This window comes from Stenotrophomonas sp. PFBMAA-4 (genome assembly GCF_030053215.1).
Lineage (GTDB): Bacteria > Pseudomonadota > Gammaproteobacteria > Xanthomonadales > Xanthomonadaceae > Stenotrophomonas.
Window position 1 is genome coordinate 117,092 of the sequence record NZ_JASGBW010000003.1, and the last position, 23,057, is coordinate 140,148.

At 67.7% G+C, this 23,057-nt stretch carries 21 protein-coding genes; 10 read left to right on the top strand and 11 right to left on the bottom strand.

The features are described 5' to 3' along the window. Positions 1–216 precede the first annotated feature (216 nt). The 7 genes from QMZ26_RS03145 (at position 217) to QMZ26_RS03175 (ending at position 6,858) form a co-directional block, all read left to right on the top strand. Positions 217–1,749 (top strand): aldehyde dehydrogenase family protein, encoded by a 1,533-nt coding sequence (locus QMZ26_RS03145; protein WP_283220549.1) that lies wholly within the window; start codon positions 217–219, stop codon positions 1,747–1,749. A 17-nt stretch (positions 1,750–1,766) separates the two neighbouring features. Then, positions 1,767–2,552: an SDR family oxidoreductase gene (locus QMZ26_RS03150; protein ID WP_283220550.1), complete on the top strand. Its 786-nt coding sequence runs from the start codon at positions 1,767–1,769 to the stop codon at positions 2,550–2,552. A 188-nt stretch (positions 2,553–2,740) separates the two neighbouring features. Next, complete coding sequence (locus QMZ26_RS03155; RefSeq protein ID WP_108746562.1) at positions 2,741–3,025, top strand: DUF4190 domain-containing protein; 285 nt, start codon at positions 2,741–2,743, stop codon at positions 3,023–3,025. A gap of 5 nt (positions 3,026–3,030) precedes the next feature. Next, positions 3,031–3,801: a class I SAM-dependent methyltransferase gene (locus QMZ26_RS03160; protein WP_283220551.1), complete on the top strand. Its 771-nt coding sequence runs from the start codon at positions 3,031–3,033 to the stop codon at positions 3,799–3,801. An 8-nt stretch (positions 3,802–3,809) separates the two neighbouring features. Continuing rightward, positions 3,810–4,865 (top strand): quinone-dependent dihydroorotate dehydrogenase, encoded by a 1,056-nt coding sequence (locus tag QMZ26_RS03165; RefSeq protein ID WP_283220552.1) that lies wholly within the window; start codon positions 3,810–3,812, stop codon positions 4,863–4,865. A gap of 8 nt (positions 4,866–4,873) precedes the next feature. Beyond that, positions 4,874–5,938, top strand: coding sequence for a UDP-N-acetylmuramate dehydrogenase (gene murB, locus QMZ26_RS03170; RefSeq protein ID WP_283220553.1), 1,065 nt, complete (start codon positions 4,874–4,876; stop codon positions 5,936–5,938). A 50-nt stretch (positions 5,939–5,988) separates the two neighbouring features. Continuing rightward, positions 5,989–6,858, top strand: a complete 870-nt coding sequence (locus QMZ26_RS03175) for a DMT family transporter (protein WP_283220630.1) — start codon at positions 5,989–5,991, stop codon at positions 6,856–6,858. A 550-nt stretch (positions 6,859–7,408) separates the two neighbouring features. Here QMZ26_RS03175 and QMZ26_RS03180 read toward each other — a convergent pair. Together QMZ26_RS03180 and QMZ26_RS03185 are read right to left on the bottom strand one after the other, a co-directional pair. Continuing rightward, a complete protein-coding gene (locus QMZ26_RS03180) occupies positions 7,409–8,416 on the bottom strand; it encodes an aminoglycoside phosphotransferase family protein (protein WP_283220554.1) in 1,008 nt (335 codons plus the stop codon). A 285-nt stretch (positions 8,417–8,701) separates the two neighbouring features. Then, positions 8,702–9,361, bottom strand: a complete 660-nt coding sequence (locus tag QMZ26_RS03185; protein ID WP_200732699.1) for a class I SAM-dependent methyltransferase — start codon at positions 9,359–9,361, stop codon at positions 8,702–8,704. A 127-nt stretch (positions 9,362–9,488) separates the two neighbouring features. On the opposite strand from QMZ26_RS03185, the gene QMZ26_RS03190 reads away from it, so the two are divergent. Next, entirely contained in the window at positions 9,489–10,121 is a 633-nt protein-coding gene (locus tag QMZ26_RS03190; RefSeq protein WP_200732700.1) for a TetR family transcriptional regulator, read from the top strand. A gap of 12 nt (positions 10,122–10,133) precedes the next feature. Here QMZ26_RS03190 and QMZ26_RS03195 read toward each other — a convergent pair whose 3' ends face one another. Continuing rightward, a complete protein-coding gene (locus tag QMZ26_RS03195) occupies positions 10,134–10,745 on the bottom strand; it encodes a TetR/AcrR family transcriptional regulator (protein WP_200732701.1) in 612 nt (203 codons plus the stop codon). Positions 10,746–10,849: 104 nt separating this feature from the next. On the opposite strand from QMZ26_RS03195, the gene QMZ26_RS03200 reads away from it, so the two are divergent. Continuing rightward, positions 10,850–11,926: an MBL fold metallo-hydrolase gene (locus tag QMZ26_RS03200; protein ID WP_200732702.1), complete on the top strand. Its 1,077-nt coding sequence runs from the start codon at positions 10,850–10,852 to the stop codon at positions 11,924–11,926. 27 nt (positions 11,927–11,953) lie between these two features. On the opposite strand, the gene QMZ26_RS03205 is transcribed toward QMZ26_RS03200, so the two are convergent. Together QMZ26_RS03205 and QMZ26_RS03210 are read right to left on the bottom strand one after the other, a co-directional pair. Then, positions 11,954–12,451 (bottom strand): DNA-binding protein, encoded by a 498-nt coding sequence (locus QMZ26_RS03205; protein ID WP_283220555.1) that lies wholly within the window; start codon positions 12,449–12,451, stop codon positions 11,954–11,956. Between the two features lie 33 nt (positions 12,452–12,484). Then, complete coding sequence (locus QMZ26_RS03210; RefSeq protein WP_267911383.1) at positions 12,485–12,727, bottom strand: hypothetical protein; 243 nt, start codon at positions 12,725–12,727, stop codon at positions 12,485–12,487. Positions 12,728–12,993: 266 nt separating this feature from the next. Between QMZ26_RS03210 and QMZ26_RS03215 the strand changes: the two genes are divergently transcribed. Then, a complete protein-coding gene (locus QMZ26_RS03215) occupies positions 12,994–16,113 on the top strand; it encodes a discoidin domain-containing protein (RefSeq protein ID WP_283220556.1) in 3,120 nt (1,039 codons plus the stop codon). Between the two features lie 79 nt (positions 16,114–16,192). Here the strand turns inward: QMZ26_RS03215 and QMZ26_RS03220 are convergent, their stop codons facing one another. The 6 genes from QMZ26_RS03220 to QMZ26_RS03245 are packed head-to-tail and all read right to left on the bottom strand — an operon-like array spanning position 16,193 to position 23,050. Then, positions 16,193–17,164, bottom strand: coding sequence for an ABC transporter substrate-binding protein (locus QMZ26_RS03220; RefSeq protein ID WP_283220557.1), 972 nt, complete (start codon positions 17,162–17,164; stop codon positions 16,193–16,195). A gap of 16 nt (positions 17,165–17,180) precedes the next feature. Further along, positions 17,181–18,932 (bottom strand): amino acid ABC transporter permease/ATP-binding protein, encoded by a 1,752-nt coding sequence (locus QMZ26_RS03225; RefSeq protein WP_283220558.1) that lies wholly within the window; start codon positions 18,930–18,932, stop codon positions 17,181–17,183. Next, positions 18,929–19,480 (bottom strand): GNAT family N-acetyltransferase, encoded by a 552-nt coding sequence (locus tag QMZ26_RS03230; protein WP_283220631.1) that lies wholly within the window; start codon positions 19,478–19,480, stop codon positions 18,929–18,931. The genes QMZ26_RS03225 and QMZ26_RS03230 overlap by 4 nt, the downstream gene beginning before the upstream one ends. A gap of 5 nt (positions 19,481–19,485) precedes the next feature. Beyond that, positions 19,486–20,706: a M20 aminoacylase family protein gene (locus tag QMZ26_RS03235; RefSeq protein WP_283220559.1), complete on the bottom strand. Its 1,221-nt coding sequence runs from the start codon at positions 20,704–20,706 to the stop codon at positions 19,486–19,488. Between the two features lie 4 nt (positions 20,707–20,710). Next, positions 20,711–22,054, bottom strand: coding sequence for an LLM class flavin-dependent oxidoreductase (locus QMZ26_RS03240; protein WP_283220560.1), 1,344 nt, complete (start codon positions 22,052–22,054; stop codon positions 20,711–20,713). 18 nt (positions 22,055–22,072) lie between these two features. Next, entirely contained in the window at positions 22,073–23,050 is a 978-nt protein-coding gene (locus QMZ26_RS03245) for an MsnO8 family LLM class oxidoreductase (protein ID WP_283220561.1), read from the bottom strand. Positions 23,051–23,057 lie beyond the last annotated feature (7 nt).

A 23,057-nucleotide genomic window follows, 5' to 3' on the forward strand; every position in this document is an offset into this window, starting at 1 on the left:
GCAAAGTAAGCGAGACATAGGGCACTGATTTCTATCACTTTCGCCTCGCCAGGCCCGTCCTGAAATCGTGACGCAGGCCCGTCAAGCCTTTGGCGTCCCCACCCCGCACTGCACCAAGCCCGGCCACATCCCTCTGCTACCATCGCCGGCTCAGTCCGCCGCGTCCCCCACCTGCCCGCGGCGGCACCAACTACGTAACGAAATACAGGAGTCTGCATGTCTTCCGAGCTGCTCAAGTCCCTTGGTCTGGACGCGATCAACGCTGGCACCTACCTGGGCAACGGGGAATGGTCCAGCGCCACCGGCGGTGAGCTGATCACCCCGGTCAACCCGACCACCGGCGAGCCGATCGCGCAGGTCCGCGCCACCACCGAGGCCGAGTACGAGACGGTCATCACCCGTGCGCAGGAGGCCTACAAGACCTGGCGCACCACCCCGGCCCCGCGCCGCGGCGAAGCCGTGCGCCTGTGCGGCGAAGCGCTGCGCAAGAACAAGGACGCCCTGGGTTCGCTGGTTGCCCTGGAAATGGGCAAGAGCAAGCCCGAAGGCGACGGCGAAGTGCAGGAGATGATCGACATCGCCGATTTCGCCGTGGGCCAGAGCCGCATGCTGTACGGCTACACCATGCATTCGGAGCGCCCCGGCCACCGCATGTACGAGCAGTACCACCCGCTGGGCCTGGTCGGCATCATCTCGGCCTTCAACTTCCCGGTCGCGGTGTGGAGCTGGAATGCCTTCCTGGCCGCCATCTGCGGCGACATCTGCATCTGGAAGCCGTCCAACAAGACCCCGCTGACCGCCATCGCCTCCATGCGCATCTGCAACGACGCGCTGCGCGAAGCTGGCCTCCCGGACATCTTCTTCCTGGTCAACGACGCCGGCACCGCCCTGTCGGAGAAGCTGGTGGACGACCGTCGCGTGCCGCTGATCAGCTTCACCGGCTCGACCCAGGTCGGCCGCACGGTCAATGAGAAGGTCGCCCGCCGCCTGGGCCGCTGCCTGCTGGAACTGGGCGGCAACAACGCCATCATCCTGGACGAGACCGCCGACCTGAAGCTGGCCGTGCCGGGCATCGTGTTTGGCGCGGTCGGTACCGCCGGCCAGCGCTGCACCACCACCCGCCGCCTGATCGTGCACCGCTCCATCTACGCCGACGTGCTGGCCACGCTGGTCAAGGCCTACAAGCAGGTGGAAGGCAAGATCGGCGACCCGACCGATGCCGCCAACCTGATGGGCCCGCTGAACAGCGACGGCGCCGTGCAGCAGTTCCTCGATGCCATCGCCCAGGCCAAGGCCGCCGGCGGCACCATCGAAACCGGTGGCACCCGCATCGATCGTGCCGGCAACTTCGTGCTGCCGGCCATCGTGTCGGGCCTGAAGAACAGCGACGCGGTGGTCCAGCACGAAACCTTCGCGCCGATCCTGTATGTCATGCCGTACGACAGCATCGATGAGGCCATCGACATGCAGAACGGCGTGCCGCAGGGCCTGTCGTCCTCGATCTTCACCCAGAACCTGAAGACCGCCGAGAAGTTCCTCTCGGCTGCCGGCAGCGACTGCGGCATCGCCAACATCAACATCGGCACGTCCGGTGCGGAGATCGGTGGCGCCTTCGGTGGCGAGAAGGACACCGGCGGTGGTCGCGAGTCGGGTTCGGATGCATGGAAGGTCTACATGCGCCGCCAGACCAACACCATCAACTATTCGGACTCGCTGCCGCTGGCCCAGGGCATCAAGTTCGACCTGTAATGGCGAACATGCCGGACATGGCTGTGGGTCGGATCCCCGCAGGGGCTCCGACCCTCGACTTCAGCGGCCGCCGCGTGCTCATTGCCGGCGGCAGCAAGGGAATCGGCCGTGAGCTGGCGCTGGCATTTGCCGGCGCCGGTGCAGCGGTGTCGGTCTGCGCCCGCGGCCTGCCCGGGCTGCAGGCACTGCAGGCCGATGCCCAGGCACACGGCACGCCCCTGCACGTATTCACCACCGATCTGGCCGACACCGGCCAGATCGGCGGCTGGCTGCAGGCCTCCGCCGACGCACTCGGCGGCATCGACGTGCTGGTCAACAACGCCACCGGCTACGGCATTGCCGATGACGAAGATGGCTGGGCGGCAAGCCTGCAGATCGACCTGATGGCCGCCGTGCGTGCCTCGCGCCTCGCGCTGCCCTGGCTGCGGGCTTCGGCGGATGCCTGCATTCTCAACCTGTCCTCGATCGCCGCCCAGCAGCCCCGCCCCGGCGGTGCCCCCTATGCGGCGGCCAAGGCCGCGCTCTCCCACTACACCACGTCGCAGGCGCTGGCCCTGGCAGCGGACCGCATCCGGGTCAACGCCATCGCGCCGGGTTCGATCGAGTTTGCCGACGGCCTGTGGGACCGTCGCCGCGTGGAAGATCCCGATCTGTACCACGCGACCCTGGCCCGGATCCCGTTCGGCCGCTTCGGCCACCCACGCGAGATCGCCGATGCCGCGCTGTTCCTGTGTTCGCCGCTGGCGCGCTGGATCACCGGGCATGTGCTCAACGTGGATGGTGGCCAGGTGCTGATGGGCTGAGTCTGTAGAGCCGAGCCCATGCTCGGCTGCTTTTGCGGCAATGGAAAGCAGCAAGGCCAGCCGAGCATGGGCTCGGCTCTACACGATGCTGGCGGCCTGGTCTCGAGCATGGACCGGCACCGCACTGCTGCCCATGGGCTTGGCGGCCCGCAGGCACTATCATGTGCGCACTGCCAAGGAGGACCCCCATGAGCGTGGCACCCCGACAGACAAGTGCCCTGGCCGTCCTCAGCCTGGTGCTGGGCATCGCCAGCTGGACCGTGCTGCCCTTCGTGGCCAGCCTCGTCGCCATCATCACCGGGCACATGGCGCGCGGCGAGATCCGCCGCCGCCCCACCGAGCTGGAAGGCGACGGCCTGGCCCTCACCGGCCTGATCCTGGGCTGGTTGAACGTGATCATGCTGGGCCTGGGCCTGCTGGTCATCGTCCTGTTCTTCGGCGGCCTGGCCTGGCTGGCCGCGATGTCGAACTGACGGCCATGAGCGCGTCGGACAGCACTGAACGCTTCAGCAGCCGGGTCGCCGACTATGTGCGCTACCGCCCGGATTACCCGGCAGCGCTGATGGACTGGCTGCACGGCCCGATGGCAGTGCCCGCCTCTGCCCGGGTTGCCGACATCGGCGCCGGTACCGGCATTTCCAGTCGTGCCCTCCTGGCCGCGGGCCATCCTCTGCTCGCGGTGGAACCCAATGCCGCCATGCGCGCCGCTGCCGAACAGTGGCTGGCGCCGCAGTATCCGCAGTTCAGCGCCGTCGATGGCCGCGCCGAAGCGACCGGGCTGGCCGATGCCAGCGTGGACCTGGTCAGTGCCGCGCAGGCCTTTCACTGGTTCGACACCGTGGCCGTGCGCGCCGAATGGCAGCGCATCCTGCGCCCCGGTGGCATGGCGCTGGTCTACTGGAACTCGCGCCTGCTCGATGCCAGCCCGTTCCTCATCGGCTACGAGCAGCTGCTGCTGGATTACGGCACCGATTACACCGCTGTGGCCGAGCGCTACCAGGACGATGCCACCATGCAGGCCTGGTTCGGCCCCGGCCTGCGCGGGATGATCGAGCTGCCCAATGTGCAGCATCTGGACTTCGACGCCCTGCGCGGACGCCTGCTGTCTTCTTCCTACGCACCGCAGCCGGGACACCCGCGCCATGCGCCGATGCTGGCTGCGCTGCAGGACCTGTTCAACGCCCATGCGGTGGATGGACAGGTCGCCTTTGAATATCGAACCCGAGCCTTCCTCGGCACGCTGGACTGAACCGACGCATGTATTCGCTTGCCCGCCCCTTCCTGTTCTCGCTCGACGCCGAGCGCGCCCACGGCCTCGGCCTGTCCGCACTGGACCTGGCCTACCGCACCGGCACCACGCCGCTGCTGGCCGCACGCATCGCGCCGATGCCGAGCACCGTGTTCGGGCTGACCTTCCCCAATCCGGTCGGCCTGGCCGCCGGCCTGGACAAGAACGGCGAGCACATCGATGCACTGTTCGCGCTGGGCTTCGGCTTCGTCGAGATCGGCACCATCACCCCGCGCCCGCAGGACGGCAATCCCAAGCCGCGCCTGTTCCGGCTGCCGGCACACCAGGCCATCATCAACCGCATGGGTTTCAACAATGCCGGTGTCGATGCGCTGGTGCGCAACGTCGAGCGCGCGCGCAACCGCCGCGGCCTGCTGGGCATCAACATCGGCAAGAACAAGGACACCCCCAACGAGCAGGCAGTCGATGACTACATCACCTGCCTGGACAAGGTGTACCCGTTGGCGGACTACATCACCGTCAACATCTCCTCGCCCAATACCGCCGGGCTGCGCGAACTGCAGGAAGAGACCGCGCTGCGCCTGCTGGTCAGCCAGCTGCGCGACCGCCAGGAAGAACTGGCCGCGCAGCACGGCCGCCGCGTGCCGATGCTGGTGAAGGTGGCCCCGGACCTGAGCGAGCGCGATATCGATGCCGCCGCGCGCGTCCTGGGTGAGCTGCAGGTGGACGGCGTGATCGCCACCAACACCACCATCGATCGCAGCGGCATCGCCGGCGATCCGCTGGCCAGCGAAGCCGGCGGTCTGTCCGGCGCACCGGTGCTGGACCAGTCGACGCTGGTGCTGCGCCGCCTGCGTGCGCGCCTGCCCGAATCGGTGCCGCTGGTGGGCGTGGGCGGCATCCTCTCCGGCGCTGACGCGGTGGCCAAGATGGCTGCCGGCGCCGCCCTGGTGCAGTGCTACAGCGGCCTGATCTATCGCGGCCCGTCGCTGGTGTCCGATTGCGTGGAAGCGATCCGTCGCCGCCGCGAAGCGCCCAGCCGTGGCGCGGTGGCGCCGCTGTGAGCGCGCCCATGGACAGCCACGACACCTCCGCCGCACCGCTGCGCTGGACCCTCACCTCGAATGCCCCGCTGCAGGCGTTGAACACCTTCCACGTGCGCGCCGAGGCGGCGCAGCTGCTGGAACTGCACGACCCCACCCTGCTGCCCGACGTGCTGGCCCTGCCCAGCGTCGCCACTGGCCCGCTGCTGGTGCTGGGCAGCGGCAGCAACGTGCTCATCGCCGACGACCTGCCGGGCACGGTGCTGGTGTTCGGCAACCGCGACATCAGTTTCCTGGAACACCGTGCCGACCACGCAGTGATCCGCGCCGGTGCGGGCGTGTCCTGGCATGGCCTGGTGATGTGGTCGCTGCAGGAGGGCCTGTCCGGCCTGGAAAACCTCGCGCTGATCCCCGGCACCGCCGGTGCCGCACCCATCCAGAACATCGGCGCCTATGGCGCGCAGGTGGGCGAGTTCATCCAGACCGTGGAAGCCTGGGACTGCCAGGAGCAGGCCTGGGTGCGGCTGGACAACGAACAGTGCGGCTTTGCCTACCGCGACAGCGTGTTCAAGCAGCAGCCCGACCGCTACCTGATCACCGCCATCGAACTGAAGCTGCCGCTGCTGCACGACCTGCGCATGGATTACGCCGGCATCCGCGAGGAACTGCAGGCACAAGGCGTGGAGCTGCCCAGCGCGGTGGACGTGGCCAACGCGGTCATCGCCATCCGCCGCCGCAAGCTGCCCGACCCGGACGTGCTCGGCAATGCCGGCAGCTTCTTCAAGAACCCGGTGCTGCCACTGGAACAGGTGGAGGTGCTGCAGCAGCACTTCCCCGAGCTGCCGGTGTTCCCGGCCGAGCGCGATGACCAGCGCAAGGTCTCGGCGGCATGGATGATCGACGCCTGCGGCTGGAAGGGCTTCCGCGACGGCGACGCCGGCGTGGCCCCCAGCCATGCCCTGGTGCTGGTCAACCATGGCAACGCCAGCGGCGCCGAGCTGCTGGCCCTGGCCCGGCGCATTTCCGCATCGGTGCTTGAGAAGTTCGGCGTGCCGATCGAACCGGAGCCGCGCCTGCTCGGCGCCCAGTGGTGAACGCCAGCACCCGGCCGCCGCTCGCCACCCCGGCGCGGGCGGCGCTGCTGATGCTCGCCAGCACGATGGCCTTCGGCCTGATGGCTGTGGCCATCCGCTACGCCACCCGTTACGTGCCGACGCAGGAAGTGGCGTTCTTCCGCAACGCCTTCGGCCTGCTGGCGCTGCTGCCGATGCTGCTGCGCCCGGGCCGCGCACCGCTGAAGACGCAGCAGCTGCCGCGCTACTTCGTGCGCAGCGCGATCGGCCTGGGCTCGATGCTGTGCGCGTTCTGGGCCCTCGGCCACCTGCCACTGGCGCAGGCGGTGTCGCTGTCCTATTCCACGCCGTTGTTCGTCACCATTGCCGCCGTGCTGTGGCTGGGCGAAACCGTGCGCGTGCGCCGCTGGGCTGCCGTCGTGGTGGGCTTCATCGGCGTGCTGGTGATCGTCCGGCCGGGCACTGCGGGATTCTCTGCGGGCAGCCTGATCGCGGTGGCCGCGGCGCTGCTCAGTTCGCTGGTGGCCATCCAGATCAAGCAGCTGACCCGCGTGGACAGCGCCGACACGGTGGTGCTGTACACCTACGTGTTCTGGGTACCGTTGTCGCTGGTGCCGGCGATATTCGTCTGGGTCTGGCCCGCCGGGCTGGCCTGGGTATGGCTGGTGGCGACCGGCGTGATGGGCACGGTCGGCCAGCTGCTGTGGACGCGCGCGTTGCGCCTGGGCGAAGTATCGGCCCTGACCCCGATCAGCTTCCTGCAGCTGCCGCTGGTGACGTTGTGCGGGTGGCTGCTGTTCGACGAGAGCGTGGATCGCTGGACGCTGATCGGTGCGGGCATCATCCTGGCGGCGAATGCGTACATCGCGCACCGTGAGGCGGTGTTGGCACGACGGGCCGCGAGCGTAGCAGCGACGGCGGCGGCCAAGCCGGCTGAGTAGGGGGTTGCTGGGCAGGGCTGCGCCCCGCCCCCGACAGTTCCCTGGTGACGGTTGGTGGGTGCCGACCGTTGGTCGGCACATCTGTCAGATATCGAATGAATTCATCCGTGTCGACCAAGGTCGACACCTACCAAAGCAGAACGCCGTCCCAGTAGATCCACGCCATGCGTGGATGAAATCTGTCAGATATCGAAATTGATTCCGGATCCGACCCCGTGCCGACCAACGGTCGGCACCCACCACCATCAGCAGCAGGCTCCAACAGATCGCAGGAAACTGTCGAAGGCGGGGTGGGTCCGGTTGAGGGAGCGTGCGCCGCATGGGCCCGAGGCATGCCTCGGGCGGGTTGGGCAGGACGCCCAACCCCGGTCTTGCCGTGTGCGCAGGACAGCGCACACGAGCAAGCGGCGACCGAGCTTGCATGGACGTACTTGCAGCGTCCCCCTCAGCCGGACCCACCCCGCCATCCCACGGATAACCCGCTTTTGACGTTGACGTTGGCGTTGACGTTGCATTGAGCGGGTGCAGGGCGCAGCCCTGCCGAACACCCTTACACCGCGCTGTAGGCCCGTTCGGCCGCGCAGAACACATTCCCCGGTGCAAACAGCTCGCCCAGATGATGCAGCGCCTGCCGCCGCTGCTGCGGTGGCCGGTAGTCGCCCCCTGCCCCCATCAGCATCTGCTGGAACTCCACCAGATCCTGCAGGATGCGCACGTGCCGGTACCAGGCAATCCACTGTGGATCGCCCAGGTCATCGCCGTAACCATCGGCAAACCCCTGCGGGCGCTCACGCCCCCAGCGGCCGCCCACCGCCGCACCGACAAACATCAGGTCGCGTTCGCGGGGCGCCAGAGAAAGGCCGTCCCAGTCGATCAGGTGCAGTGCGCCGTCGTGACCCATCAACACGTTTCCCGCATGCAGATCGGTATGGCACAGGTACAACCGCGGCACGCTGTCATGCAACGCCTGCTGCAACTGCCGGGCCCGCGCGTGCAATGCGGCGATGCGCGGTCGCTGCCGCCCCCACATGGCCAGGAAGGCACGGCTCCAACGGTCCTGTGCCACTGGCAGCGCTGCCGGTTGCTGCAGCCACTGGCCAACGGTCTGCAGCGCGGACGCATCCAGCACCCTGTGTGGCAGCCCTTCCGCCAACGTGGCGGGTACCTTTGCATCGTGCAGCTGGCGCAGCACTTCCCCCAGCCGGCGCCACTGCGCCGCGCTCAGCGGTGCCTCGAAACCGGATTGCCCTTCGATATAGGGGAACAGGGTGAACTGCAGGCCCCAGCGCGTAACCGAGGCCCCCCCGGTCAGTGCCGGCCACGGCGCCACCACTTCTTCGATGCCCAGCGGGCCGCGCATCCAGTGCAGGCCCTCCCACACCACCGCGCCCACCTCGTAGCTGCGGCACTTCAACCACCACTGGCTGCCGCGTGCGTCGATACGGAACACGCCTGCATTGGCGTCGGCACCCACCGCACGCGGCACCACGGCGGTGGCCGTGACGCCGTAGGACTGTTGCAGGACTTCGCCGATCTGCTGCGCCGAAGCGAATGGCATGGTTGAGCGCGTACCGTGGGGTTGGATCCAGTGTCGCATCAAGCCCAGTGAACGCGCAGGCAATCCGGTCACAACATCAACATGCATCCCTCGCCAGGGGCATCGGAGGAAGCGCTGGAAGCCAAGACGCGTTTCATCGGCGGTCGCCCCATAGCGATCAAGGAACGGTTTCACCGAGCGGGCGTTCCCGAAGCTGTCCACCACGCTGAGAATCGCCGTGGGTGACCATGCAGTGCTCGCCCTGCTGCCGCTGCCGCAGCAGCGCAGCACAGGCATGCGCCGCGCTCAGCCCAGCCGCATCGACAATTCCACATCCTCGGCGAACGGCAACGACAGGTAGCCGCTGCCCGGCGCACGCACGCGCTGCAGGTAGGCCGGGCTATCGTCGGCATTGTCGGCCACAATCAGCGCCCCCGGGCGCAGGTGCGGCTGCAGCAGGTCCAGCACCTCGGCATACAGCACCTTGGCGCCATCCAGCAGCACCAGATCGATCGGCGCGGGCAGGTCCTGCGCCAGCGTCTGCAGGGCATCGCCGGCACGCAGGTCCACCAGGTCATCCAGTCCGGCCTCACGCAGGTGCGCGGCGGCGCGCTGCAGCTTGCCCGGTTCGAATTCGGTGGTGACCAGGCGGCCGCCGCCGTTGTCGCGCAGCGCTGCGGCCAGGTGGATGGTGGAAATACCGAACGAGGTACCAAATTCAACGATGTGGCGCGCGCCACTGCTCCGCGCCAGCAGGTACAGCAGCTTCCCGGTGTCGGCCGACACCGGCAGCCACAGGTCCTTCAGCAGCTCGCCATACAGCCGGGTGTACTCGCCGCGGCTGCCCAGCAGGCGCTGCCGTTCGGCCGGCGGCACCGCAGTCAGGGCCGGGCTGAGGGCGCTGTCGGCTTCATCGAACAGGCGCTGCAGCAGCGGCGCCACGGGGGAGGATGTCAGGGTGGTCATGCAGGGCTTCCAGAGAGGGGTCAATGACGTTTCACGGGCGCCAGCCGGCGGCTAGAATGCGAGTAATCCGTCGCAAACAAGATTAGGCGCCCTCCCCTGGGCTGACTATTCGCATTGGAACCGACTCATGTCCGAGCGCCGTCCGCCGCAGATTTCCTCGAGAAAACAGCCTCGCCAGGCTCGTTCCAACGACCTGGTCGGAGCCATCCTGCAGGCCGCTGCTCAGGTTCTGCGCGATGAAGGCGCGCCCCGTTTCACCACCGCGCGGGTAGCCGAGCGGGCCGGCGTCAGCATCGGGTCGCTGTACCAGTACTTCCCCAACAAGGCGGCGATCCTGTTCCGGCTGCAACACGATGAGTGGCAGCAGACCAGCGCGATGCTGCGCGACATTCTGCAGCGCACCGACGGCCCGCCGCTGCAGCGTCTGCGCGCGCTGGTACAGGCGTTCATCCAGTCCGAATGCGATGAGGCGCAGATGCGCGGGGCGCTGGTTGACGCCGCGCCGCTCTACCGCGATGCGCCGGAAGCCGAGCAGGCCCGCAATGGCGCCGACGCGGCCATGCTCGCATTCATGACCGAAACACTCCCCGATGCCAGCGCAGCGCAACGGCAACTGGCGGTCGATCTGATCCACACCACGCTGGGTGCCACCGGCCGCGAGTTTTCCAGCGTGCCGCGTACGGCGGTGGAGATCAGCACCTACGCCGATGCGGTCGCTGACATGTTCTGCGCCTATCTGCAGCAGCTTGGCGCGCGGTGAGCGCGCCGTGACTCAGCGCGCGTAGAACCCGAGGAACATCGCCACCGCCGACTCGGCGACCTTGCGCCTTTCGGCGGGCCCCAACGGTGGCTGGCCCATGGTCACCTGCGGCCAGAACGCGAAGCCCTTCACCAGGCCCTGCAACTGGTGGTCGGCGAATTCCGGATCGACCTCCCGCAGCCGTCCATCGGCGACGGCCGCGCGGATCCACGCGCTCACCCCCCCTTCCTTCTCGCCCATGCGGCAGACGATGGCCTGCGCGCGCTCCGGCGAGTGGATGATCTCGGCCATCGCCACGCGGGCCAGATCGATGAAGTTGGCATCGCCCAGCAGTTCCAGCTTCTGCCCCAGCAACTGCAGGAGCTGCACGTCCAGCGGCAGATCGGCGCGGTAGGGAAGCACGACAGCGGCCATGCTGCTTTCCCAGAGTTCTTCCAGGATGTGGCCGAAGAGTTCTTCCTTGCTGGGGAAATGGTTGTAGACGGTGCGCTTGGAGACGCCTGCGGCTGTGGCGATGCGGTCCATGCTGGTCGCCTCGTAGCCGGCGCTGCGGAACTCCTCCACCGCCGCGCGCACGATGGCTTCGCGTTTGCGGTCGGTCAGGCGTTGCGGGGCACGGGACATGGCGGGAACCAGGAAACTTAACGGATGCGCACATTTTACACCGTGCGGTGTACTTTTCTGAAACTGGAAACTACACTGTGCAGTGTACCCAGCGGACGTCACCGATGAAGCGCCTGCTCCTTGTCCTCCTGTTCGGAACCCTTGCCGTGACTGCCTATACCTTCTGCAAGTCCTGGTCCCTCCCCGACTTCCCCGATTCACCGCAGTACAGCGATGGCAAGTTCCGCAACGCCCTGCCGAAGCCGGCAATGGGCCTGCGCGCCGGCGCCGAGCTGTGGTGGACGTTCCTCTTCAACCGGCCCAAGGGCACCGTGCCGACGGCGCCCATCCCGGTGCAGGCACTGGACCGTGCGGCGCTGGATGCCGCGCCGGATCGCAGCCTGTTCCGGCTTGGCCACTCCACCCTCCTGTTGAAGCTGCGCGGCCAGTACTGGCTGACCGACCCGGTGTTCTCCGAGCGTGCCTCGCCGGTGCAGTGGATGGGCCCGGCCCGCTTCCATGCGCCGCCGATCAGCATCGAGGACCTGCCGCCGATCGCCGGGGTGATCCTCTCGCACAACCATTACGACCATCTCGACCATGCTGCGGTCATGCAGCTGGCCGGCAAGACCGCTCGCTTCATCGCGCCGCTGGGCGTGGGCGACCAGCTGATTGCCTGGGGCGTGGATGCGGCCAAGGTCGAACAGCTGGACTGGTGGCAGTCGACCGAGGCCAACGGCCTGCGCCTGACCGCCACCCCGGGCCAGCACTTCTCCGGTCGCGGCCTCGGCGACAGTGACCGCAGCCTGTGGGCATCGTGGGTCATCCAGGATGACGACTTCCGCATCTTCTTCAGCGGCGATACCGGCTACTTCGATGGCTTCAAGGCGATCGGCGAGAAGTACGGTCCGTTCGACCTGACGATGATCGAGACGGGTGCCTACGACAAGCGTTGGGCGTTCGTGCACATGCAGCCCGAACAGACCCTGCAGGCGCACCTGGACCTGCGTGGCAAGTGGCTCCTGCCGATCCACAACGGCACCTTCGATCTTGCCCTGCACGAATGGCAGCAGCCGTTCGAGCGGATCACCGCACTGGCGGCGGCCAGGAACGTCGCTGTGACCACGCCGATCATGGGCGAGGCCTTGGACATGCAGGCGCCGCACGCCGGCTCACGCTGGTGGGAGCAGGTGCAGCGGTAACGCGGTGGGCGCCGATCCAGGCCGGCGCTACGCCTTCGGCTGCAGCCTGCGCCCTTCCCGCGCAAGATTGAGCTGCAGCGCGGCGGCGGCGAGTTCGGTCATCTCCGTGGTGACCTTCGCGCTGCCCCGCGCCCGCAGCCAACCGAGAATGTCGTCGAGATGCCAGATCGAGGTCGACCCCTCATGGACCGGAGACGGAAACGACTGCGGGTTGGCGAGCATCAGCTTGCGCATGTTCTGCCGCGACATTCCCAGCAGGTCTGCAACGTCGGTGAGCCCCACCAGGTCGGGGCTCACTTCGACCAGCTCGGCACCAGGCACCGCCCGCTGCGCGTCATCCAGCGCCGAACGCAGGGCAGCCCCTGCGCTGCCCGCCTCGCGGCAGAACGCCAGCGCCAGTCGTCCAGGCAGACCGATGCCCACAAGTGCATCGTCACACCCGGCTTCAGCCAGGCGCTGCTCGAGGACATCGATTTCATCGCAGGTATCCGGCAAGCGGTACTTCAGCGTGAAGTTGAATTCCATGATTGACCACCTCGCTTCTGACGAAGCCTGAGTTCATTGCTCACGACTGCAGTTCTCGACTACGCGCCGCAAGGCCCTTGCATGATTGCCTGCACTGCGGGGCGTGCTCCAGATGCTGACGATGCAGAACTCTCCGCATCGGCAATCGGTGTCGTTGAACGGGCAATACATCCGGCCCCACGCATGGCCGCCCGCCACGCGAAGCCTCCACCCTCGATCCTCCGCGAACTGCAATGCCGCTTCGATGTCCTTGTCGGGATGACGCGCTCGAGACATTCCCTGTTCTCCACAGTCTGCACACGGCATGGACAAGTTGTCAACTGACAACCCAATGAAATCCAACACCCGATCTGACGATAGCCGGTCCCATCCACGCGTCCAGAGCCACACACGTCAGCGCGACGGGATGGCCCCGCCTGGAGATTCGTTGACCCACGTCGCTGACACCCCGAAGAGCTATTGCAGCGCGTCATGTAACCGCTTACATCCCTTGCTAGCGTATCCCTCGCCCGCTTACGGCCGAACCCGCGAGGTTGCCCGCAATGACGTTGTGCGCCGAACGCTCCAAGGTCTCCCGCCCTCTTTTCCTGTGCCGTCCCGCCACTGCCCTGCTGCTCGCCGCGCTCGCAGCGTCCGCCCAAGCCCAGACCCTTCCCCCGCGCAGCCAATGGCAGGCCAGCAGTTCTTCGCAGCAGGTGCCGGCAATGGCCATCGGCCACCTGATCGACGGCGACCCGAAGACCGTCACCGGCGGCGCCTTCAGCCCCGGCCATTGGTTCCAGATCGACCTGGGCGCACCCGCACTGCTGGCGGGCACGCGCCTGACCTGGGATGTCTCCAATCCTGAGGGCTACTCGCTGCAGACCTCGGTGGACGGCACGCAGTGGCAAACCGCATACGCCATGGCCGACTCGCTGGGTGATGTGGAAACCCTGTACTTTTCGCCACGGCACGCGCGCTACCTGCGGCTGGCCAGCCCGCAACGCACGTCCGACTGGGGCGTCTCCATCTTCGAGATGGAGCCGCTGGACGCCACGCTCAGTGCACGCATCGGCGGTCTCGATGCAACGCAGGCAGCAGCACTCTGGCAAGGCGGCAGCGCCGTGGCGATCCCTCGTGGGAAAGGCGGCTCCCCTGTGCTCGAGATCACGCTGCCGCAGGCCCAATCCACCGCCGGCCTGGTGATCGACTGGGCCGATGGCGCGCGCGGCCCTGCCCGCCTGCAGGCGCAGGATGCACACGGCCAATGGCAGGAACTCGCACATGATGCGCAGGCAGCCCACCATCGGCAGAGCTGGCTGGCCGCCGGCACAGCGCAATCCCTGCGCGCGTTCCGGCTGAGCGTGGACGGCGCTGCACCTCAGATTACGCGTCTACGGCTGCTCGGCCCGAAAGCCGTGATGACGCCGATGAAGCGGTACCAAATCGCCGCCAGCGGCGCGCAGCGCGCGTTGTTCCCCGCCTCGCTGCAGATGCAGCAGACCTACTGGACCGCGGTCGGCATCCACGGGGGAAGGCAGAAATCCATCTTCAACGAGCATGGCAATCTGGAGGCATTCAAGGGCGCGCCGCTGGTGCAGCCCCTCTGGCGCGATGCCGATGGCCATACCGCGGGCGCCGCCGGCCAGTCGATGCAGCATGCCCTGCGCGATGGCTGGAAGCCGATGCCGTCCGTCACCTGGGTGCCGCAGCCTGGCCTGGAGCTGCGCAGTGAAGTGTTCGCCATCAAACGCGATGGGCAGCCGGTGACCTTCCTGCGCCATCGCCTGCACAACACCGGCAGCACCCCGATCGACGGCACGCTGAGCCTGGTCGTGCGCCCGATGCAGATGAATCCACCGTGGCAGAACGGTGGGCTCTCGCCGATCCGTGAGGTGGCCGTCGACGGACACACCGTGCGCGTCAACGGCCGCACGCTGCTGCGGTCGCTCACGCCGGTAGCGGCGTCCGGCGTGGCACCTTTCGGCAAGGACGGCGCAACGGAGATCACCGCCACCCTCGCTGCTGGCCAACTGCCCGCCGCGCAGCAGACGCAGGATGACCAGGGCCTTGCCGCAGCCGCCCTCAACTACCACGTCTCGCTGGCACCCGGCGCGAGCGATGCCATCGTGGTGGCATTCCCCTTGGGTACGGCCGCGGCGGATGCGAATGGCGTGCTGCCCGAGGCACCAGCGCTGGACCTGGCCACGCTTCCGCGCGATGCCAATGCGGCGTTCGAGACCCTGGCCACGAAGGCATCGGCAGACTGGCAGGCACGGCTGGGCACGGTCGGCCTGCGCCTGCCCGATCCCTCCCTGGTCGACATGCTGCGCGCACAGGCCGCCTACATGCTGATCAACCAGACCGGTCCGGCCATGCAGCCCGGGCCGCGCAACTACAACCGATCCTTCATCCGCGACGGCATGGCCACTTCGGCAGTGCTGCTGCGCATGGGCGAAGCAGCCGTCGCACGCGACTACCTGGCCTGGTACAGCACGCACGGCGTGCATGCCAATGGCCTGGTCTCGCCCATTCTCAACGACGATGGCAGCGTCAACACCGGCTTCGGTTCGGACATCGAGTACGACAGCCAGGGCCAGTACGTTGCACTGGTTGCCGATGTCGCGCGCCTGGATGGTGGGCCGGAATCGGTGCGTGAGTACCTGCCGAAAGTGAAAGCAGCGCTGCGCTTCCTGCAGGAACTGCGCGAGCGCACGCTGGTGCCGGGCTACAAGGCCGACCAACCCGCGCCGGAACGTTTCGCCGGCATCCTTGCGCCGTCGATCAGCCACGAGGGCTACCCCTCGCCTACCCACAGCTACTGGGACGACTACTGGGGCCTGAAGGGGTGGCACGACGGTGCATGGCTGGCCGAAGCACTGGGCGATCATGAAACAGCCGCGTGGGCACGCGAGCAGTACAGGCTGCTGTACGACGCGCTGCATGCCTCGATCCGCGCGACGATGGCGTGGAAGGGCATCGACTTCATTCCATCTTCGGCCGACCTCGGTGATGGCGATCCCACCGGCGTATCGATCGCGCTGGACCCGACCGGGGCGCAGAGCGTGCTGCCTGCCGAAGCATTGAGGACCACGTTCGCGCGCTATCTGGACGACGTGCGCAAGCGCAACCAGCCCGGCGCGCTGTACGCCTATACGCCCTATGAAATCCGCAACGTGTTGAGCTATGTGCATCTGGGCCAACCCGAAGCGGCCGATGAACTGCTGCAGGGACTGCTGCACGATCGGCGCCCGCTTGAGTGGCAGGTATTGGCCGAAGTCGTGCATTCCCGCCTTCGCTTCCCGCGCTACCTGGGCGACATGCCGCACACCTGGATTGGTGCCGAGTACGGTCGCACGCTGTTTGGCATGCTGATGCGCGAAGACGACGATGCGCTCTCATTGCTGCCGGGCACGCCGCCGTCGTGGGTGGCCGGTGACGGGTTGGCGGTGGAGCGCCTGCCAACGGCTTACGGCACGCTGCAGATGCAGGCGCGGCAACGCGACGGAGTGCTGACGATCACGCTGGCTGAGGGGCTGCACCGCGGGACGGCAGTGAAGGTCTGGTGGCCGGAGCGCACGATGCCGAAGACGGTGCGTGTGGATGGGCGTAGCGTTTCCGACTTCGATGCCGAGGGTGTGCGGCTGGCGAAACCGTTCAGGACACTGGAGGCTCGTTGGTAGAGCAGCCGAGCATGGCTCGGCTCTACAGAAGGCAGACACCGCCAGTAGATCCACGCCATGCGTGGATGCTCTTATAGCGTCACAGCGTCGGCAACCCCGGTGGATTGGTCTGCGATTGCGGCACGGCTTCCTCGGCCAGGTTCCAGCGTGCCAGCGCCTGCGCATAGGTACCGCTGCGGATCTGTGTGTTCAACGCGGCGGTGATCGCATCGGCCAGCCCACTGCCCTTGCGCGTGGTCGCCGAAATCGCCGCAGCATCCGGCCAGCCGCCGGGGAACAGGCCCACCCGCCGCACCTTGCCATCACGTGCCGAGTAGGCACCCGTGGCGTTCGGCTCGAACGACACATCGGCACGGCCGGTGATCACCGCCAACCGCCCCACCACCGCATCATCGAAGTACTGGTACTCCACGGGCTTCAGGCCCGCCGCGATGTTCTGCTGGTCCCAGTGCCGCAGGATCTGGTCCTGGTTGGTGCTGGCGCCGACCACCACCTTCAGCCCGGCCACGTCGGCCGGCCTCTCGATCTTGCGGATCGGCCCATCGGCGCGCGTGTAGATGCCCAGCAGGTCGAAGCGGTAGCTGGAGAAGTCGAACTTCTTCTTCCGCTCTTCAGTGACCGTCACATTGGACAGCACCGCATCGTACTTGCCTGATTCCAGCCCCAGCGGCCAGTCGGCCCACGCCACTGGAACCAGCACCAGCTTCAAGCCCAGGCCATCGGCAATCAGCTTGGCGATGTCCGGCTCCACGCCCACCACCTGCTTGCTGTCAGCACCATAGTCAGCCAGCGGTAGTTGTGCCGGATGGGTCGCGACGGTCAGCGTGCCGGGGGTTACGAAACGGTAGCCGGCGGGAATCAGCGACTGCGCCTTCGGGTCGGGCGTGCCAACCAGTGCAGGCGCATCGGCACCGGCCAGCGTCACGCTGGCGCCGGGCGCGGCGGCCGGCGCCTGCACGCGCGAATAGACGATGCCGGCAATGCCGATGACCAGCACGGCGCCGATCAACAGGGTGCTGCGCGAGGGACGGCGCGATGCTGCAGGGCTCATGGTGCTCCTTGGGGAATTACAGGGTCTTGGCCAGGAAATCGGCGGTACGCTGCTGGCGCGGCCGTTCAAACAGCGCCTCGGGATTGCCCTGCTCGATCACCCGGCCCTGGTCCATCATCACCACGGTATCGGCGACACGGCGGGCGAAGCTCAGTTCATGGGTGACGATCACCAGGGTGGTGCCCGAGCGGGCCAGCTCTTCGATCACGCTCAGCACTTCGGCCACCAGCTCCGGGTCCAGCGCCGAGGTCGGTTCATCGAACAGCAGTACCTTCGGCTGCAGCGCCAGCGCGCGGGCAATGGCGATGCGCTGCTGCTGGCCACCGGACAGCTGTCGTGGGAAAGCGTCCGCCTTGTCAGCCAGGCCAACGCGCTGCAGCAGATCACGCGCCTGCTGTTCGGCCTGCGCACGCGGCAGGCCACGCACCGCGATCGGTGCCTCGATGATGTTCTCCAGCGCCGTCAGGTGCGGGAACAGGTTGAAACCCTGGAACACCATGCCGACCTCGGCACGACGGCGGCGGATCTCGCGCTCGGGCAGTTCGTACAGGGTGTCACCGTCGCGGCGATAGCCGATCAGCTGGCCACCGACCGTCACGAAGCCACTGTCGGCGCGTTCCAGGTGATTGATCAGCCGCAGCAGGGTCGATTTTCCCGCACCGGAAGGACCGATCAGCACGGTCACGCTGCCGGCGCGCAGCTCCAGGTTCACGTCTTCCAGCACGGGCTGCTCACCGAAGGCCTTGCCCACGCCCTGCAGCACGACCGATGCGCCCTGCCCGGCCTCGACCTGGGCGGCGATGCGCGGGCGGCTGGCCACGGGCGCGACGCTCTGCACAACGGGCCGTGGCGGTGAAGAGACGCGGGAGACACTGCGCTCACGCTGCAGCTGGCCGCGCGCAAAGCGCTGCTCCACGCGCCGCTGCAGCAGCGAAAGCACGGTGAGGATGACCAGGTACCAGACCGTGGCCACCATCAGCAGCGGCACCACCTCCAGGTTGCGGCGGTAGATCACCTGCACGGTGTAGAACAGTTCGGGCAACGCCAGCACGTAGACCACCGAGGTGCTCTTGGCCAGCCCGATCACATCATTGAAGGCCGCCGGCAGGATCGAGCGCATCGCCTGCGGCAGGATGATGCGGCGGACCTGGCGGCCGCGCGGCAGGCCCAGCGCGGCCGCAGCTTCGTACTGGCCATGGTCGACCGAGAGGATGCCGCCACGGATCACTTCGGCCGAGAACGCCGCCTGGTTCAAGGTCAGGCCCAGTACCGCGGCAGTGAACACCCCGATCAGCTGGGTGGTCGGGTACGAGAACAGGCTGATGCCGGTGAATGGCACGCCCAGTTCAATGGTGCTGTACAGGTAGCCGAGGTTGTTCAGCAGCAGCAACAGCACCAGCAGCGGGATCGAGCGGAACAGCCACACATAGCCCCACGACACCGCCGACAGCAACGGCGAGCCTGACACCCGCGCCAGCGCCAGCAGCGTACCCAGCGCGAAGCCCAGGCCCGTGCCCAGCGCAGTCAGCAACAGCGTGCGACCAAGCCCTTCCAGCACCGGGCGCGCGAAGAACCATTTGGCGAACGTGCCCCAGCCCCAGCGCGGGTTGCCCAGCACCGACTGCAGCGCGATCAGGATCAATGCCAGCGCCAGCACCGTGCCGACGGTCTGCAGCGGATGGCGCGCCGGAACGATCTTCAACGCCGTTGAGGGTGCGGAGGCCGGACGGGCAGCGATGCCGTCCAGCGCAGTCGAGGGCGTGCTCATGCATGGACTCCGTGCCGCACGGCCGCGTCGGCGTGCGGCAATGGTGCCGCCGCGTGCAGGTGCTTCTCGAACGGCAGATGGGCGATGGTTTCCGGGTCCGCCTGCAGATCGAACAGCGCGGTGTAGCCATGGCCCAGGTACAGGCCCGCTGCCTCGGGTTGGCGGAAGCCGGTGGTGAGGAACACGCGGCGATAGCCTTGGCGTGCGGCCTGGTCTTCCAGTTCCTGCAGCACGCGGCGGGCGATGCCCTGGCGGCGCAGGCCGGGCAGCGTCCAGATGCGCTTGAATTCAGCGGTGTGCGCATCGCGGTGCGGCATGAAGGCGCCGCCGGAGATCGCCACGCCATCGCGCAGCAGCAGCAGGAACGCGCCCACCGGCGCGGCGAAGGCCTGTGCCGGATAGCGCTGCAGTTCTTCGCGGGCACTGCCGCCAATGCGACGTCGCACGTCGGCATAACGGCTGTCGTATTCCTGTTCCAGGCCATCGAACAGGGGCCGCGCCAGCGGGTCATCCACTGAGGTGTAGAGGAAACGCTCGTTGTCGTACAGCACGCTCATGCCGCGTCCTCCACCAGGTAGTGCTCGGCCAGGCGTGCCCACAGGCTGGCGGCGGGCGCGATCGCAGCGTCGTTGAACACATAGCGAGGGCTGTGCAGCGGCGCACTGTCACCGTTGCCGACGAACACGAAACTGCCCGGACGCGCCTGCAGCAGGAAAGCGAAATCCTCGCTGGCGGTGCGCGGTGCGAATTCGGGAACGACCTGCCCAGCGCCGAACGCCTGCAGCGCCACCTCGCGGATGTAGGCGGTCTGCTGCGGGTGGTTGATGACGCTGGGGAAGCCGCGCGGGAACTCGATCTCGGCACGTCCACCAAACGCTGCGGCGGTCTGCTCGGCGATGTCGGCCACCCGGCGGCGCAGGGTATCGCGCACCTCCGGCAGGTAGGCGCGTACGGTCAGCGTCAGTTCCACCACATCGGGAATCACGTTGGCCGCCTGCCCGCCGTGGATCGAGCCCACGGTGACCACGCCCATCTGTCGCGGGTCCACGTTGCGTGACACCACGCTCTGCAGCGCGGTGATGATATGCGCCGCCACCAGGATCGGGTCGACGCTGCCCTGCGGCTCGGCGCCGTGGCCGCCCTTGCCGATCACCTTCAACCGCGCCCAGTCCACCGACGCCATCGCTGGTCCATCAACGAAACCAAAGTGACCCACGGGCACGCCCGGCCAGTTGTGCAGGCCATAGATGGCATCCACCGGGAAACGCTCGAACAGCCCGTCCTCGATCATTTTCGAGGCACCCGAGCCGGTCTCTTCGGCCGGCTGGAACACCAGCTGCAGGGTGCCATCGATGCGCCCGTGGTGGGCCAGGTAATGCGCGGCCGACAGCAGGATGGCGGTGTGGCCATCATGCCCGCAGGCGTGCATGAGGCCTTCGTTCTGGCTGGCATAGGCCAGGCCGGAGTCTTCCCGGATCGGCAGCGCATCGATGTCCGCACGCAGGCCCAGCCGGCGGCTGCCTTGCCCGCGCTGCAGCGTGCCCACCACGCCGGTGCCGCCGATGCCGGTGGTCACCGCATAGCCCCACTGCTGCAGCAGCTCGGCCACGCGGGCGCTGGTGCGGTGTTCTTCGAACGCCAGTTCGGGGTGGCGATGCAGGTCGTGCCGCAAGGCGATGGCCGCTTCGGCGCGTGCCGCGATTTCGGGCAGTACGCCTGTTGCCGGCGAGTTCGGCCGGGCGTGGCCCGGCGCTACCGATGTATCTCCGCTCATCGCCTTACCCCACCTTCCGCGCCGGCTCGGCGTCGGTCGCATGGCGGCTGGCCTTGCGCGGCAGGCCGAGATGGTCACGCAGGGTCTGCCCTTCCAGTTCGCGCTGGTGGTAGCCGCGCGCCTGCAGGATCGGCAGCACCAGCCGCACGAAGTCATCCAGCCCTTCGCGCTGTGCCGCGAAACCCAGGATGAACCCATCGCTGGCACCCCCGTCGAACCAGCGGATCAGTTCGTCGGCCACGTGCTGCGGGGTGCCGATGAAGTTCGGCCGCGGGCTGACCGCCTGCAGCGCCACCTGGCGCAGGGTCAGGCCCTGCTCGCGCGCGTCCTGCTTGATGCGGTCGGTGGTGGAGCGGAAGGAGTTGCTGCCAATGTCGCCCAGTTCGGGGAACGGCGCATCCGGATCGTACCGGCTGAAATCATGGTGGTCGAAGAAGCGGCCCAGGTAAGCCAGTGCGTCCTCCAGGCTCGCCAGCGCTGCGATGGCCTGATACTTGGCCTCGGCCTCGGCCGCCGTGTGGCCGACGATCGGGCCGATGCCCGGGAAGATCTTCACGTCGTTGCCGCTGCGCCCGTGGGCGATGGCGGAGTTCTTGACCTTCTGGGTGAACGCCCGCGTCTCGTCCAGGGAGGGTGAATGGGTGAACACCGCATCGGCGTACTTGCCGGCCAAGGCGATGCCATCGTCGGACGAGCCGGCCTGGAAGATCACCGGCTGCCCCTGCGGCGAGCGCTGGATGTTCAACGGGCCTTCCACCTGGAAGAACTTTCCCTTGTGGTCCAGGCGCCGGAATTTTTCCGGCGCGAAGAACGTACCGCTGTCGCGCTCGCGCACGAACGCATCGTCGTCCCAGGAATCCCACAGGCCCTGCACCACCTCCAGGTACTCATCGGCAATCTGGTAGCGCAGCGCGTGTTCCGGGTGCGGGCGGCCGTAGTTGCGGCCCGAGCCTTCCAGCGGCGAGGTCACCACGTTCCATCCCGCGCGGCCGCCACTGAGCAGATCCAGCGAGGCGAACTGGCGGGCCACGGTGAACGGGTCGCTGTAGGAGGTCGACAGCGTGCCGGCCAACCCGATCTTCTTCGTGGCCGTGGCCAGCGCCGACAGCAGCGAGATCGGTTCGAAGCGGTTGAGGAAGTGCGGGATCGACTTTTCGTTGATGTACAGGCCATCGGCCACGAAACCGAAAGCGATGCCGTTGTCCTCGGCGGTGCGCGCGATGTCGATGTAGAACTGCAGGTTGACGCTGGCGTCGGCCGGGTTGGAAGGGTGTTTCCAGGCATGCATGTGGCTGCCGGGGCCCTGCAGCATGATGCCGAACGGAATGTGGCGCGGGGTGGTGCTCATGGGCGTCGCTCCTGCAGGTCAGGCCACCGCCGCGCGCGGCGCGGGCGACAGCAGTTCAAGGGAAGTCAGGCGGGCATCCAGGTCGGCCACGGGGGCATCGAGGATGAATTCACCCACGCCGAAGCGCCGGTGCAGTGCGTCCAGTTCGCCGCGGACGTGCGCGGCATCGCCGGACAGCACGCTGGGCCGGGTTTCCTCGATGCGAAAGTCGCTCACCCCGACCTGCCGCGCGTACTCGGCCGCGGCCTCGGGGCTGGGCAGGTTCACCGTCTGCCCCGGGCCGAGGTGCAGCTTGTAGACGCGCAGCGCACCGATATGGCGTGCAGCGGCTTCGCTGGTCGGTGCGGCGAAGGCCACGGTGGCCAGCAGCGGCGCCTGCGCCGACAGCGCGCGGTAGGCATTGAAGGCGGCCTCGATATGGGAGGGGTCGCCATCGAAGTGCGCGGCATACACGAAACGCCAACCGAGCTCGGCCGCCTGTCGCGCGCTCTGCGGGCTGGCGCCCAGCAGGAACCTCTCTGCTGCGGCCTGCGGCAGCGGCCGCGCCTGCGCGTCATCGCGCGTTCCCGACAGGTACCCTTCCAGGTCGCGCAGCTGCTGGGCGAAATCCGCGAAAGCCGGCCGGCCCGCCGCCAGCGCGGCTGTGGACGCGGGCAGACCGCCCGGCGCCTTGCCCACGCCCAGGTCCACGCGGCCCGGTGCCAGTGCCGCCAGCAGGTTGAAGTTCTCGGCCACCTTGTACGGCGCGTAGTGGCGCAGCATCACCCCGCCGCTGCCGATACGGATGCGCCGGGTCTGCGCCAGCACCCAGGCTGCCAGCACTTCCGGCGCCGGGCTGGCCAGGGCGGGTGCGGCGTGGTGTTCGGCAAACCAGTAGCGGTGGTAACCCAGCTGCTCGGCGCGCTGCGCCAGCTGCAGGCTGTTGCGCAGCGCCTGCTCGGGCGTGCCACCGTCGGCCACGGGGCTCTTGTCCAATACGCTGGTCAGGTAGCTCATGTGCGCG

What these genes read in the sequence shown, in the direction of transcription:
- QMZ26_RS03185 (WP_200732699.1), bottom strand. Translation starts at nt 9,361, where the DNA reads ATGACCACCCTGACATCCTCCCCCGTGGCGCCGCTGCTGCAGCGCCTG.
- QMZ26_RS03235 (WP_283220559.1), bottom strand. Translation starts at nt 20,706, where the DNA reads ATGAGCGGAGATACATCGGTAGCGCCGGGCCACGCCCGGCCGAACTCG.
- QMZ26_RS03160 (WP_283220551.1), top strand. Translation starts at nt 3,031, where the DNA reads ATGAGCGCGTCGGACAGCACTGAACGCTTCAGCAGCCGGGTCGCCGAC.
- QMZ26_RS03210 (WP_267911383.1), bottom strand. Translation starts at nt 12,727, where the DNA reads ATGTCTCGAGCGCGTCATCCCGACAAGGACATCGAAGCGGCATTGCAG.
- QMZ26_RS03150 (WP_283220550.1), top strand. Translation starts at nt 1,767, where the DNA reads ATGGCTGTGGGTCGGATCCCCGCAGGGGCTCCGACCCTCGACTTCAGC.
- QMZ26_RS03240 (WP_283220560.1), bottom strand. Translation starts at nt 22,054, where the DNA reads ATGAGCACCACCCCGCGCCACATTCCGTTCGGCATCATGCTGCAGGGC.
- QMZ26_RS03175 (WP_283220630.1), top strand. Translation starts at nt 5,989, where the DNA reads ATGCTCGCCAGCACGATGGCCTTCGGCCTGATGGCTGTGGCCATCCGC.
- QMZ26_RS03225 (WP_283220558.1), bottom strand. Translation starts at nt 18,932, where the DNA reads ATGAGCACGCCCTCGACTGCGCTGGACGGCATCGCTGCCCGTCCGGCC.
- QMZ26_RS03145 (WP_283220549.1), top strand. Translation starts at nt 217, where the DNA reads ATGTCTTCCGAGCTGCTCAAGTCCCTTGGTCTGGACGCGATCAACGCT.
- QMZ26_RS03180 (WP_283220554.1), bottom strand. Translation starts at nt 8,416, where the DNA reads ATGCCATTCGCTTCGGCGCAGCAGATCGGCGAAGTCCTGCAACAGTCC.
- QMZ26_RS03245 (WP_283220561.1), bottom strand. Translation starts at nt 23,050, where the DNA reads ATGAGCTACCTGACCAGCGTATTGGACAAGAGCCCCGTGGCCGACGGT.
- QMZ26_RS03190 (WP_200732700.1), top strand. Translation starts at nt 9,489, where the DNA reads ATGTCCGAGCGCCGTCCGCCGCAGATTTCCTCGAGAAAACAGCCTCGC.
- murB (WP_283220553.1), top strand. Translation starts at nt 4,874, where the DNA reads ATGGACAGCCACGACACCTCCGCCGCACCGCTGCGCTGGACCCTCACC.
- QMZ26_RS03215 (WP_283220556.1), top strand. Translation starts at nt 12,994, where the DNA reads ATGACGTTGTGCGCCGAACGCTCCAAGGTCTCCCGCCCTCTTTTCCTG.
- QMZ26_RS03165 (WP_283220552.1), top strand. Translation starts at nt 3,810, where the DNA reads ATGTATTCGCTTGCCCGCCCCTTCCTGTTCTCGCTCGACGCCGAGCGC.
- QMZ26_RS03220 (WP_283220557.1), bottom strand. Translation starts at nt 17,164, where the DNA reads ATGAGCCCTGCAGCATCGCGCCGTCCCTCGCGCAGCACCCTGTTGATC.
- QMZ26_RS03155 (WP_108746562.1), top strand. Translation starts at nt 2,741, where the DNA reads ATGAGCGTGGCACCCCGACAGACAAGTGCCCTGGCCGTCCTCAGCCTG.
- QMZ26_RS03200 (WP_200732702.1), top strand. Translation starts at nt 10,850, where the DNA reads ATGAAGCGCCTGCTCCTTGTCCTCCTGTTCGGAACCCTTGCCGTGACT.
- QMZ26_RS03195 (WP_200732701.1), bottom strand. Translation starts at nt 10,745, where the DNA reads ATGTCCCGTGCCCCGCAACGCCTGACCGACCGCAAACGCGAAGCCATC.
- QMZ26_RS03205 (WP_283220555.1), bottom strand. Translation starts at nt 12,451, where the DNA reads ATGGAATTCAACTTCACGCTGAAGTACCGCTTGCCGGATACCTGCGAT.